The organism is Oryzomicrobium sp. (assembly GCF_021287045.1).
Classification (GTDB): domain Bacteria; phylum Pseudomonadota; class Gammaproteobacteria; order Burkholderiales; family Rhodocyclaceae; genus Oryzomicrobium.
Window position 1 is genome coordinate 56186 of the sequence record NZ_JAJTBG010000018.1, and the last position, 11658, is coordinate 67843.

The 11658-nt window shown below is 60.8% G+C and carries 13 protein-coding genes and 1 pseudogene; 3 read left to right on the forward strand and 11 right to left on the reverse strand.

What is annotated here, in order from left to right:
- Nucleotides 1-633, forward strand: a complete 633-nt coding sequence (locus LWW89_RS16305; RefSeq protein WP_293266071.1) for a response regulator transcription factor — start codon at nt 1-3, stop codon at nt 631-633.
- Between the two features lie 127 nt (nt 634-760).
- Here the strand turns inward: LWW89_RS16305 and LWW89_RS16310 are convergent, their stop codons facing one another.
- From LWW89_RS16310 to LWW89_RS16320, 3 genes are all read right to left on the reverse strand, one after another.
- A complete protein-coding gene (locus LWW89_RS16310; protein ID WP_293266073.1) occupies nt 761-1945 on the reverse strand; it encodes a phosphoglycerate kinase in 1185 nt (394 codons plus the stop codon).
- A 74-nt stretch (nt 1946-2019) separates the two neighbouring features.
- Nucleotides 2020-2742 carry a hypothetical protein gene (locus LWW89_RS16315; RefSeq protein ID WP_293266075.1) on the reverse strand — a complete coding sequence of 241 codons (723 nt, stop codon included), beginning with the start codon at nt 2740-2742 and terminating at the stop codon, nt 2020-2022.
- A gap of 75 nt (nt 2743-2817) precedes the next feature.
- A complete protein-coding gene (locus LWW89_RS16320) occupies nt 2818-3867 on the reverse strand; it encodes a glyceraldehyde 3-phosphate dehydrogenase NAD-binding domain-containing protein (RefSeq protein WP_293266077.1) in 1050 nt (349 codons plus the stop codon).
- Nucleotides 3868-4147: 280 nt separating this feature from the next.
- Here LWW89_RS16320 and LWW89_RS16325 point away from each other — a divergent pair, with 280 nt between their 5' ends.
- Nucleotides 4148-4669 carry a hypothetical protein gene (locus LWW89_RS16325; protein ID WP_293266079.1) on the forward strand — a complete coding sequence of 174 codons (522 nt, stop codon included), beginning with the start codon at nt 4148-4150 and terminating at the stop codon, nt 4667-4669.
- A 73-nt stretch (nt 4670-4742) separates the two neighbouring features.
- On the opposite strand, the gene LWW89_RS16330 is transcribed toward LWW89_RS16325, so the two are convergent.
- From LWW89_RS16330 to LWW89_RS16350, 6 genes are all read right to left on the reverse strand, one after another.
- Nucleotides 4743-5105: an N-acetyltransferase gene (locus LWW89_RS16330; protein ID WP_365782130.1), complete on the reverse strand. Its 363-nt coding sequence runs from the start codon at nt 5103-5105 to the stop codon at nt 4743-4745.
- Nucleotides 5041-5367: an Imm45 family immunity protein gene (gene imm45 / locus LWW89_RS17575; RefSeq protein ID WP_365782133.1), complete on the reverse strand. Its 327-nt coding sequence runs from the start codon at nt 5365-5367 to the stop codon at nt 5041-5043. The genes LWW89_RS16330 and imm45 overlap by 65 nt, the downstream gene beginning before the upstream one ends.
- Nucleotides 5368-5447: 80 nt before the next feature.
- Nucleotides 5448-5855: a hypothetical protein gene (locus tag LWW89_RS16335; protein WP_293266081.1), complete on the reverse strand. Its 408-nt coding sequence runs from the start codon at nt 5853-5855 to the stop codon at nt 5448-5450.
- 105 nt (nt 5856-5960) lie between these two features.
- Nucleotides 5961-6386, reverse strand: a complete 426-nt coding sequence (locus LWW89_RS16340) for a hypothetical protein (protein WP_293266083.1) — start codon at nt 6384-6386, stop codon at nt 5961-5963.
- A 1041-nt stretch (nt 6387-7427) separates the two neighbouring features.
- Entirely contained in the window at nt 7428-7757 is a 330-nt protein-coding gene (locus tag LWW89_RS16345; RefSeq protein ID WP_293266085.1) for a hypothetical protein, read from the reverse strand.
- A 107-nt stretch (nt 7758-7864) separates the two neighbouring features.
- Complete coding sequence (locus LWW89_RS16350; RefSeq protein WP_293266087.1) at nt 7865-8440, reverse strand: hypothetical protein; 576 nt, start codon at nt 8438-8440, stop codon at nt 7865-7867.
- Nucleotides 8441-8730: 290 nt separating this feature from the next.
- Here LWW89_RS16350 and LWW89_RS16355 point away from each other — a divergent pair.
- Nucleotides 8731-9717, forward strand: a pseudogene (locus tag LWW89_RS16355) (integron integrase).
- A gap of 154 nt (nt 9718-9871) precedes the next feature.
- Here the strand turns inward: LWW89_RS16355 and gap are convergent.
- Complete coding sequence (gap, locus tag LWW89_RS16360) at nt 9872-10900, reverse strand: type I glyceraldehyde-3-phosphate dehydrogenase (RefSeq protein WP_293266089.1); 1029 nt, start codon at nt 10898-10900, stop codon at nt 9872-9874.
- Nucleotides 10901-10960: 60 nt separating this feature from the next.
- Nucleotides 10961-11658 (reverse strand): transketolase C-terminal domain-containing protein (locus tag LWW89_RS16365; RefSeq protein WP_293266091.1); only part of this gene is annotated, 698 nt, incomplete at its 5' end.

Consider the following 11658-nt stretch of genomic DNA (forward strand, 5'->3'; position numbering starts at 1 on the left):
ATGAGCGAACAACCGGCCACGGTCCGCGTGGTGATCGTCGACGACCATCCCCTGGTGCGGGACGGCGTGCGGGCCTGCCTGGAAGCCTCGCCCCACCTGCGGGTGGTGGGCGAGGCCGGGGATGCGGCGGCTGCCGAGCGGCTGATTTTGGCCGAGCGGCCCGACCTGGCCCTGGTGGACATCGGCATGCGCGGCGAGAGCGGCATCGACCTGATCGCCCGGCTGCGCCGCCAGGAAGTGCCGACCCGGCTGGTGGTGCTGACCATGTACGACAACCCGGAGTACGTGGCCGAGGCCATGCGTGCCGGGGCCCGGGGCTACGTGCTCAAGGACGCTCCCTCCGACGAGATCTTTGCCGCCATCGACGCGGTGCAGGCCGGGGGCTGTTACTACTCGGCGGGGGTGGACCCGGTGGCCGGTAGCGGCCACCCTGCCGGCCCCCTGCTGACCCATCGGGAAAAGGAAGTGCTGGCCCTGATCGCCGAGGGGCTCAACAACAAGCGCATCGCCAGCGCCCTGGGCATGAGCGTACGCACCGTGGAAACCCACCGTCTCAACATCAAGCGCAAGGTGGGCATCGAAGGCACCGCCGCCCTGCTCAAGTACGCCTTCGGGCGGGAGTGGGCGCGCTGAAGGCACGTTGACGGCGCCGCGGAGAACTCCCGCGCCGATGCGGCGGCGGGAATGAAAAGCAAACGGCCCGGGAAATTTCCCGGGCCGTTTGCCTTTGCGCCCCGAGGGGGGCGGATGAAGCTCTGGCTCAGCCGTTGGCGCGCTGTTCCAGCACTTCCACGGCGGGCAGCTTCTTGCCTTCGAGGAATTCCAGGAAGGCGCCGCCGCCGGTGGAGATGTAGTCGATCTGCTTCTCGATGCCGTACTTGGAGATGGCCGCCAGGGTGTCGCCGCCACCGGCGATGGAGAAGGCCGGGGAGTGGGCGATGGCCGCCGCCAGCATCTTGGTGCCGCCGCCGAACTGATCGAATTCGAACACGCCCACCGGGCCGTTCCAGACGATGGTGCCGGCGTGGGCGATGATGCCGGCCAGCTTGGCCGAGGTCTTGGGGCCGATGTCCAGGATCATGTCGTCCGGGGCCACGTCCTGGGCATCCACCCGGTTGCCGCGGGCGTGGGCGGAGAGTTCGTTGGCCACCACCACGTCTTCGGGGATGGGCACCGAGGCGCCGCGCTTGTCCATGATGTCCATGATGTTGCGGGCTTCGTCCACCAGGTCCAGCTCGGCCAGGGACTGGCCGATGGGCAGGTCGTTGGCGACCATGAAGGTGTTGGCGATGCCGCCGCCGACGATCAGCTGGTCCACCTTCTCGGCCAGGGACTTGAGGATGGTCAGCTTGGTGGACACCTTGGAACCGGCGACGATAGCCACCAGGGGGCGCTTGGGGTTTTCCAGGGCGCGGGAGAGGGCGTCCAGCTCGGCCGCCAGCAGGGGGCCGGCGCAGGCCACGGGGGCGTACTTGGCCATGCCGTGGGTGGTGGCCTCGGCCCGGTGGGCGGTGCCGAAGGCGTCGTTCACATACACGTCGCACAGCTTGGCCATCTTCTGGGCCAGCTCGTCGTTGTTCTTCTTCTCGCCCTTGTTCACCCGGCAGTTTTCCAGCAGCACCACCTCACCGGGCTTGACCTCGAAGCCGCCGTCCACCCAGTTGTCCACCAGGGCCACCTTGCGGTCGAGCAGCTCGGCCAGGCGGTGGGCGATGGGGGCCAGGGTGTCGTCGGGCTTCATCTCGCCCTCGGTGGGGCGGCCCAGGTGGGAGGTGACCATGACGGCAGCGCCTTTTTCCAGGGCCAGCTTGATGGCCGGCACCGAGGCACGGATGCGGGTGTCGTCGGTGATGCGGCCGGTGTCGTCCTGGGGAACGTTCAGGTCGGCGCGGATGAAGACGCGCTTGCCGGCGAGGTCGAGGTCGGTGAGTTTCTTGAATTGCATGGCGGAAACCGTGGAAAGGGAGAAAGGGAAATGAAAACGGCACGGCGCCGGGGCGTCGTGCCGTCGTAGGGGGCTCAGCGGCAACAACCCTCGCCGCTGTTGTGGATGACCCAGATCAGGTGGCCAGAGCCCCAGTCGCCGCTGAAGCCGGCGCCGCCGGCGAAGATCAGCCGGCCCTGGCCCTTGTAGACCAGCTCGTAGCGGTGCCGGTCGCTGCCGAAGTAGAAGGGAATCCAGGCTTTGCCGGTGATGTAGGCGCCCTGGTCGGTGGGCTGGCCGATCTGGTTGGTGACTTGGGCCATCGACATGCCGATCTTGAGCGAGGTGAACTTGCTGCCGGCGGCGGGGCGGCCGGTGATTTCGCCTTCCCAGTCGTTGATGCCCTTCACCTTCTGGCCGTAGCCGGATTCGACCTTGGACGAATCGACCACGTAGCCGTTCTTCATGCCCGGGCCGTCCTTGCCGGCGGGGGCGGGGGAGGCATCGGCGCTCTTGGCCGCCGGCGCGGCGGCGGTTGCAGCGGCCGGGGCGGCGGTGCTGCCGTCGGTCGGGGTGCAGTCGGTGGGCGGCGGCGTGGTGGCGGCCTTGGATTTGCTGGTCTTGCCCTTCTTCGCCGGGGCCTTGGCAGGGGCGGGGCAGGGCGGCAACGCCTGGGCGGGGGCTGCCGCCGTGGTGGTGGCGGTGGCATCGGTGGCCGGCTGCGCGCCGTCCTCGGGTTTGGCGGCCTTGCCGGCGCAGCCGGCGCCGAGCACGGCCAGGCCGGCGAGCAGTGCGATGTTGCGCAGTGCAGACGTCATGTTTCCCCTCCTGAGGGTTGGCCGGCGTTCCTTGGTGGGCGGCCGGCGGCGTTGGTTTTTTGCAGCCGGATTGTATTACTTGGCGTCGGTCAGGGCCACGGCGGTGTCGAGCAGCCGGTTGCTGAATCCCCATTCGTTGTCGAACCAGACGAACAGGTTGATCAGCCGGGGGCCGCCGGCCCGGGTCTGGCTGGTGTCCACGATGGCCGAATGGGGATCGTGGTTGAAGTCGATGGAGGCGTGGGGATCGCCCGAGGTGGCCAGTACGCCCCGCCACGGGCCTTCGGACGCCTGGCGTAGCAGGTCGTTGACCAGGGCCGGGGTGGTGTCCCGGGCCAAGGTGACGGTGAGGTCGATGGCCGAGACGTTGAGGGTGGGCACCCGGATCGCCTTGGCCAGCACCCGGCCGGCCAGGGCTGGCAGCAGCCGCTCCACGCCCCGGGCCAGGCCGGTGGAAACGGGGATCATCGACTGCATGGCCGAGCGGGTGCGGCGCAGGTCGGTGTGGTGATAGCCGTCGGCCAGGGGCTGGTCGTTCATCACCGAGTGCAGGGTGGTGAGCAGCACCTGTTCCAGGCCCAGTTCCCGGTGCAGCAACTCCAGCACCGGCACTACCGCGTTGGTGGTGCACGAGGCGTTGGAGATCAGCCGCTCGTTGCCGGCGAGGCGGCCGTGGTTGAGGCCGTAGACCACCGTGGCGTCCACGTCGGCGGCGCTGTTGGCCGGGTGGGAGAGCAGCACCCGGGGGCAGCCGGCGGACAGGAAGCGCGCCAGCCCGGCCCGGTTGCTGTACTGGCCCGAGCATTCCACCAGCAGGTCGATCTTCAGGCTGCGCCAATCCACCGCCTCGGGCGTGGTGGCGTGGGTGAGGGCGATGGGCTGGCCATCCACCACCAGGGTTTCGTCGCCCAGTTCCACCGGGGCGGGAAAGCGCCCGTGGGTGGAATCGAAGCGGGTCAGGTAGGCAATGCTGTCCGCATTGGCGGGTTCGTTGATCGCCACCACCTGGAGTTGATCGGCCAGGCCGCGCTCGTGCAGGGCGCGCAGGAAGCAGCGGCCGATGCGGCCGTAACCGTTGATGGCAAGGCGGAGAGGCCGGGATGGGCCGGATACGGGAGTCAACATGGGAGCCAACGCGGGAGTCCCTGGTGGGTGGCGGAAGGGCTCGATTTTACAGGCACGCCGCGGCAAATCCGAGGGGCGGCAGGGTTGGGACCGGGGGCGGCGGCAATATTTGCTGCGGAAGCGGCCCGTCTTGCCGCTCGAAGCCGCTTCCGCAGCGCCGATGCCGCCGGAAGATGGCTGGAAATGGTTTGAAAAGGCCGGGAATGCCGGTCAAGCAAGCGCGTGCAGATGTGGCACGGGGATTGCTATAAGCATAACCGTCAAGTTTTGGAGCTTTCCCATGAAAATCGGCAACGTATCCGACAGCAGCCAGGCGAGTGCGTGGCGCAGCACGTCGACGGCTGTGGGCGGCAGCGACTTCCAGTCGCTCCTGGCGCGGGCCCAGCAAGCCAGCGGCGGTTCCCCGACCATCACCGGACAGGTCGCCGCCGGCTCGGCCGCCGAAGCCTCGGCCAAGCAGGCCGGCAAGGCGGAGGCCGCCAAGGCCGCTCACGACGCGGCCCTGGCCGAATTCAACGACTACATGAAGAAGACCCCGATGGAGCACCTGCGCGACGCCGTGCTCAAGGAAATGGGCGTCACCGAGGACGATCTGGCCGCCATGCCTCCGGAGAAGCGCCAGGCTATGGAAGGCGAGATCGCCAGACGGATCAAGGAAAAGCTGTTGGCCAAGCAGGATCAGGGCGACGCCCCGAAAACAACCCAGCCCCCGGCGGTGGAGGCTACTGCCGATGGCACGGACAACCTGCCCAATGTCGCCGGGGCAATACAGCCGGCGGCGGAAGCCAAATCATCGGTGTGATGCCGATGCCGGCGTCGGCCCAGCAAAAACCGCCAGCATTGCCTGGCGGTTTTTGTTTGGTGGGGGCGGTTGCCTATTTAAACCGGCAGCACCACTCCTTAAGCGTGGTGTTAGCTCTCCGCGTCAATGCGGCATGGTATTTGACCTGACCTTGTGCAGAAGAAGCGTTCAGCGATAACGACAAGAAGAACTGCTGGGGAACACCGTCGAGCATGAGTGCAGGAGTGTTGGCGAAGCCAAAGCGGATATCAAACGCCTGATCGCCAACAAGAACGCATCCTTTCGCACCAAGCTCGCGGAGTTTGGCAAGGCCGTGCTCCATGAGCGCCCGACCGATACCTTGGCCTTGGCGTTCTGGAAGAACGGATAACCTATGCACCAAAGTTCGCCCCATAGCTCTCGATGAAACGTACCTCGTGCACCTCGCACTTTGCATATATCCACTTCTTCCAGTTTTCTTGAAGCCAGATAACCGAAACTCCTCCGATGGGATGTTTCGCTTCAAGAGGAAGAACTAATTCTGTTTGCCCAGCATGGTACCCAGTGGAGCAAATGAGTTTATAACTTGCTGGTGCGTCGTGATCCTCGATGAGCATGAAGTCAACAATGCTCTCAAAAGGATGCTTTCCCGGAAATCGTAAAACGACGCCTCTGTAAAAATTCTCGTCCTTACACTCTGCGAGAGGAGCCCAATTCATAGCTGATGTCTAACGTTGGAGGTAAAGAGTGCGGAGCCAGCTTGCCGGCGTAGCGACCCACTTGACCGAAGGGTTGGGCGTCATTGGAGGACAACTAGCTTTCCACCATTGCACTCGAATTCGGAGCGGCTTGTGCGAGAGGTTTCGGTTGCCACTGAGTCTTGAGCAAATATGTCTTTAAACAGGAGCTTTGGAGGTTGATAAGACTTTTGGGATTCTTGAAATGAAGTTCCTTGAGCAGTCTTTGCAACCTCCTCGACGCTGACCAGCCAAGAGCACCTAAGGTCAATACGCCCGAGGGCTGCATTTATGCGGTGCTCGACTTTCAGATAGCCATCATTGTCCTGGGCAATAGCGCGATATTCGTCTGCGGTGGCTTGGGTGATGACAATTTCCAGTTGATTGACGCTTGTGAGTGAGAGCCATCCATCAGTAACCATATCGGTATCGCCAGAAAACTGAACGGTAGGAAATTGCTTTGCGGTCATTTGTGACTGCAACCACAAGATAGTGTCGTAGATAGTGTTCATGACGCCTAATATGAAATGAGCGGACCTACGCAGTTTTTTGCGCAGGTCCACTCGACTGAAAGGTTAGAGTGGGGCCGAGAGCAGGCTTTTTTGGCGCACTTTCAGAAGTACGTATTCCGCTAACCAAAACTCCACGTCTAGATTTGGCGTCCAGCCCAACTTCAGAAAGGCATCGCAAAGCGCAAATGCTTGAGCCGGAGACCAGTAGGATTGACATACTTCGGAGCGAAAAGTGAATTCAGGGTCTTCGTCGTTAAGAAGAAGTTGCTCCGCAATTGGCATCGATATGCGAAAGGCTGGACACTCGCCAGCACCACCACTAACCAGAATGTCACCGGGGTTGACTGACCATATTGGAACAGCCTCAAGAAGCTCATAAACAGCCACTGATATGGGCCCCGCTCTTCCGAAGACAACTAGCTGTGGGTAATTGGTTGGGCACTCGACAAACCCAAGCAATCGATGTCGGTAGCAGTTGATTTCAGACATGAGTTCTAACGAGCTAGGTAAACGGACTGCTGCGCAGAAGTGACAGGAGAAGCCAAGGCGGGTGTTTGGCAGGTTCGCCTGAGCGGTTTGTTAGCCATTTATTTGCTTGTAAAAATCATTTCAGCAGCTAACTGCTCTTGGATCTTTTGCATTTGTGGAGTCATCCCGGATGTCATCTTTTCTGCAACATCAGATTTTGGCTAGTTGTTTGGTCCGCTTTATGGTAGTGGTTTCTACGTGGGGTTAGGTACGGTTCACAACAGCAAGTGGTCATGCATATTCAAGATTGTCCAGGCAATGGCGAAGAGAAAGATTGTTATACCTCTCCGGTAAACATATAAATCTTCCAGTTCTCAAAACTGAGTACGCGTTTGCTAGCTGGTTCGAAGCCGGCTGTGGCAAACCAACCGCCGATCAAACCTGGGTTTGATGTGATGCGCGAATGATCTGGGATGAGACGATTTTTGTACGCCAACATTCGCCACTCCTCTGACACATATTGCCATCTTCGCCCACAGTTTCGGCAGGTAAGAAACGTATCAAATCGATCAGTGACGATGTCTTGCTGAAAGCAAGAAAGGTGTAGGGATTCATCCGCGAGGATATTTTGATACTCGTCGTGCCAGCCAGGACCTTGCTCTTTGCTAACCCAGTACTCGAACTGTGCCCAGTTGCAGGGACATCCGTGCTTCTGGACATAGTCGTGAAGAACAGCTCTAACAGCTTCCATTTCTTTTTGGAAGTTGTATTGCGGGAGGCAAACCTGACACACCCCGTCGGGAGACATAGTTAAGACAGGGAAGAGTTCTTGAAATTTGGGTGGTAACTCGTGGATCGGACTGTCGCCAAATCTCCCGTACCGCCCACAAATATCGCAATGAACTATCCAGCACCGATATAGCTGTTCGGCAAGAAAGTCTTCATGCGATTTTGGTTTCGATGACATCTCTTGAAGTACCTAACGATGAGGGTAAGCGGACCGCCGTGCGAGGCGGCCAGTCAATATGCAGATGGTTCCCGGCGGTCCGGTTGACTGGTTTGTTAGACATTAACACTCTTGGTCTCTAAGCCATCAAGTTCTGAATCGAACCAGTTGAGCATGCCTTCTCTAGCCCGGTGAAACCGAATAGTGATTTCATCCAAGTCTTCTTGAACATAGATACGGAATACATAGGTTGGCCAATGGGATTTCATCTCTCTTTCCCATGAGGTCAACAATACGTCAGCAGCAGCCTTGCGATCCGACTCATCGAAGTGTATGTGATTAATGATAGCCTCCTGTCCAGCGGCGTCCAGATTGTGGTGGCCATGAGAGCGAGTGAGCTTGTTTTTATCAAAAATGCAGCCATCGCGTTCGATGAGGGGAGGCATAACATGCCTAACGTAGAACTAACCGGCGCTGCGCCACTTTCTGGCGCAGCGTCCAGCGACGAAAGGGAGCGAGGTTGGGCACCATGTTAGGAGTGACGCCACTTGAGTCAATCCAATATTTGACCAACTACGGCACCACCGATAATGCCTGCGAGATAGACATGCCGGGCATTAATAAAAGTGCTTTCAAGGATGGTGTTGACCATTAGGAATGCAAAGCTCCAGCCGAGAATTGCGCCTATGCCTGAGAATATGCGACAGTCGACCATAGCTGCGCCACGCTTATAGTTGGCGGAATGGCCTGAAGCTTCATAAATTAGCGTTGCTCCACATTGGATGCAGCGAACGCTTGTTGCTTCATTTTGCGATTGGCAGGTTTGGCAAAACATACGATGTTTAACGTAGAAGTGAGCGGCCTGCGTCGCTTTTGCACAGGTCCGGTTGAGCGTAGGGTTAGGCGTCAAGACAGAGGGCATTACGAATTTTCGGGGAGGTGCCACTGTGTTGCTGGCATAAAAATGAATATCGCAAGTAGGATTCCTACGGGAGCCGTACCAATAGCCAGCACGAGAAATAAAAACACAGACGCCTTTCTGGATAATTCCACCTTTCTGTAGCTGCCATAGGCGAGAAGCAAGTGCAAGAAAACAAATAATCCCGGCATAAGAAGCAAGAGCGGCCACTGATCACTCGTGATTGCTGTTGCGACTATGCCTCCCACGATTACGAGGTAAAGAATTGCTACGGTGATATGGCACTTCATAAGCCGAATGTTGTTTCCTCGGTAGATTGCGGTTTCCCATGTCTTCATATAGGCGCGGAGAGGCGAGCATAGAAAATGAACGGGCTGTGACGCCCAACGTGAAGTAGACACCATCGCGGGTGCCTACATATTCAAAAGATGTGCATAAATATATTGCTTTCGTCATTATCCTATTGATGGCATTGATATATGTCAAGTGGGAATATAAATATGGCGACAGGTAATGCACCTCACCCTGAATTGTTGGATCAGGTTCGGGATCGCTTGCGGGTGAAGCATTGCAACTTGCGTACTGAGGATAAGTACCTGCAGTGGATTCGCCGTTTCATCCTGTTTCATGACAAACGCCATCCGCGTGAGATGGGGGCGGCAGAGGTGATGGCGTTCCTGACCCATTTGGCGGTACAGGGCAAGGTGGTGGCGAGCACGCAGAATCAGGCTTTGTCGGCCTTGCTGTTCTTGTACCGGAAGTGTTGGGCGTTAACTTGCCCTGGTTGCAGGAGGTCGTTCGTGCCAAGCCGTTGCGGCGTTTGCCGGTGGTGTTGTCGCGGCAGGAGGTGGCGGTGCTGCTGGCCCAGATGTCCGGGCTGCATGGGTTGATGGCGCAGCTGTTGTACGGCACGGGATGCGCTTGATGGAATGGGTGCGCTTGCGGGTGAAGGACGTTGATTTTTCCTTGAGCGAAATCCTGATTCGCGACGGCAAGGGGGCGAAGGATCGGGTGACCTTGTTGCCCCCGGCGCTGCTTGGGCCTTTACAGGCGTACTTGCAGGGGCGGCGGCAGTTGTACGAGGCCGATCTGGCCCTGGGCCGGGGCCGGGCGACGGTCTATCTGCCCGATGCGCTGGCGCGCAAATATCCCAATGCCGCCAGCGAGGCGGGTGGGGCTGGCAGTATGTGTTTCCGGCCAGCAGCTTTTCCCGCGATCCGCTCAGCGGTATGGAGCAGCGGCACCATTGGGACGAAAAGGGTTTGCAACGGGCGGTGAAGAAGGCGGTGCAGGCAGCGGGCCTGACCAAGCCGGCGACGCCCCATACCCTGCGTCATTCCTCTGCCACTCATTTGCTCCAGGCCGGCTACGACATTCGCACCATTCTGGAGTTGCTCGGCCACCAGGATATGGCGACGACCATGATTTACACCCACGTCCTGAACAAGGGCGGGCGTGGTGTGCTGTCGCCTCTGGATGATTTGTAAGGGACCTGCCTGCCAGCCCTGGCGGGACGGTCTCTTCCATGCGACTGGCCGGAGATCAAGGTAGGGCGCGGCTCTCCGGGCAGGCATAAAAAAACCGCCGGCCCCTTGCGGGAACCGGCGGTTTTCTTTGCCTTAAGCGCGCGGCTGCGGTCGCTTACTTGGCGGCCATCCAGGCGCGGGCGGCGTCGAGCATGCGGCAGGAGTAGCCCCACTCGTTGTCGTACCAGGCCAGCACCTTGACCAGCACGGAGCCGTCTTCGCCCTTGATGACCCGGGTCTGGGTGGCGTCGAAGGTGGAGGAGACGGTGGTGTGGTTGAAGTCGGAGGACACGAGCGGCTCGTTGTTCACCGCCAGGATGCCCTTGAGGGGGCCGTTGGCGGCGGCGGTCATCAGCTCGTTGATCTCTTCCTTGGTGGTGGCGCGTTCGGCGGTGAAGGTCAGGTCCACCAGGGAGACGTTGATGGTCGGCACGCGCAGGGAGAAGCCGTCGAACTTGCCAGCCAGCTGGGGCAGCACCAGGCCCACGGCCTTGGCGGCGCCGGTCTTGGTGGGGATGATGTTGGCGGCGGCAGCGCGGGCGCGGCGCAGGTCCTTGTGGCGCACGTCCACGGTCACCTGGTCGTTGGTGTAGGCGTGCACGGTGGTCATCAGGGCCTGCTTGATGCCGACGCTCTCGGCCAGCACCTTGGCCACGGGGGCCAGGCAGTTGGTGGTGCAGGAGGCGTTGGAAACCACGGTCATGGTGGCGTTGAGCACGGATTCGTTGACGCCCATCACCACGGTGGCGTCCACGTCGTCGCCGCCCGGGGCTGAGATCAGCACGCGCTTGGCACCCTGGTCCAGCAGGGCCACGGCCTTGGCCTTGGAGGTGTAGGCGCCGGTGCATTCGAGCAGCACGTCGACGCCGTGCTTGGCCCAGTCCACGCCCTTGGGGTCCTTGGTGGAGTAGAAGGGGATCTTCTTGCCGTCGATGACGATGCAGTCTTCGCCCTCGGTCTCGACAGAGGTGCCAAAGCGGCCATGGGTGGTGTCGTACTTCAGCAGGTGGGCGTTGGTGGCCAGATCGCCGGAGGCGTTGATGGCAACCACGTCGAACTCGTTCTGCAAGCCCTGCTCGTAGATCGCGCGCAGGGTGCAGCGGCCGATGCGACCGAAACCGTTGATGGCAACTTTGATAGCCATGTACTTCTCTCCTCTATCTAAAAAACCTGTTGGCGCGGTCTTGCGGGCCGCGCTCCTCCCTTATTGCAGCACTTCCTTGACGGTCTTCACCACGTTGGCGACGGTGAAACCGAAGAGTTCGAACAGCTTGCCGGCGGGGGCCGATTCGCCGAAGTGGTCGATGCCGACCACGGCGCCGTCGCGGCCCACGTACTTGTGCCACAGGCCGGAGTGGGCGGCTTCGATGGCGACGCAGCGGGCATTGCCCAGCACTTGCTTGCGGTAGGCCGCGTCCTGGCGCTCGAAGGCTTCGACGCAGGGCATGGAGACGACCCGGGCGGCGATGCCTTCGTCGGCCAGGGCCTTCTGGGCGTCCAGGGCCAGCTTGATTTCGGAGCCGGTGGCGATCAGGGTCACCTGGGCGCCGCCCTGGGCGTCGGCGAGCACATAGCCGCCACGGCGGATGGCCTCGGCGGTGATGCCGGCGGTGACGTTGGGCAGGTTCTGGCGCGACAGGGCCAGTACCGAGGGGCCGTCGTTGCGCTCGATGGCGGAGACCCAGGCCACGGCGGTTTCGGTGGAATCGGCGGGGCGCCACACGTCCAGGTTGGGGATCAGGCGCAGGGACGGCACGTGCTCCACCGGCTGGTGGGTCGGGCCGTCCTCGCCCAGGCCGATGGAATCATGGGTATAGACCATGATCTGGCGCTGCTTCATCAGCGCTGCCATGCGGATGGCGTTGCGGGCGTAGTCGGAGAACACCAGGAAGGTGGCGGTGT

What these genes read in the sequence shown, in the direction of transcription:
- LWW89_RS16305 (WP_293266071.1), top strand. Translation starts at nt 1, where the DNA reads ATGAGCGAACAACCGGCCACGGTCCGCGTGGTGATCGTCGACGACCAT.
- LWW89_RS16310 (WP_293266073.1), bottom strand. Translation starts at nt 1,945, where the DNA reads ATGCAATTCAAGAAACTCACCGACCTCGACCTCGCCGGCAAGCGCGTC.
- LWW89_RS16315 (WP_293266075.1), bottom strand. Translation starts at nt 2,742, where the DNA reads ATGACGTCTGCACTGCGCAACATCGCACTGCTCGCCGGCCTGGCCGTG.
- LWW89_RS16320 (WP_293266077.1), bottom strand. Translation starts at nt 3,867, where the DNA reads ATGTTGACTCCCGTATCCGGCCCATCCCGGCCTCTCCGCCTTGCCATC.
- LWW89_RS16325 (WP_293266079.1), top strand. Translation starts at nt 4,148, where the DNA reads ATGAAAATCGGCAACGTATCCGACAGCAGCCAGGCGAGTGCGTGGCGC.
- LWW89_RS16330 (WP_365782130.1), bottom strand. Translation starts at nt 5,105, where the DNA reads ATGCAAAGTGCGAGGTGCACGAGGTACGTTTCATCGAGAGCTATGGGG.
- imm45 (WP_365782133.1), bottom strand. Translation starts at nt 5,367, where the DNA reads ATGAATTGGGCTCCTCTCGCAGAGTGTAAGGACGAGAATTTTTACAGA.
- LWW89_RS16335 (WP_293266081.1), bottom strand. Translation starts at nt 5,855, where the DNA reads ATGACCGCAAAGCAATTTCCTACCGTTCAGTTTTCTGGCGATACCGAT.
- LWW89_RS16340 (WP_293266083.1), bottom strand. Translation starts at nt 6,386, where the DNA reads ATGTCTGAAATCAACTGCTACCGACATCGATTGCTTGGGTTTGTCGAG.
- LWW89_RS16345 (WP_293266085.1), bottom strand. Translation starts at nt 7,757, where the DNA reads ATGCCTCCCCTCATCGAACGCGATGGCTGCATTTTTGATAAAAACAAG.
- gap (WP_293266089.1), bottom strand. Translation starts at nt 10,900, where the DNA reads ATGGCTATCAAAGTTGCCATCAACGGTTTCGGTCGCATCGGCCGCTGC.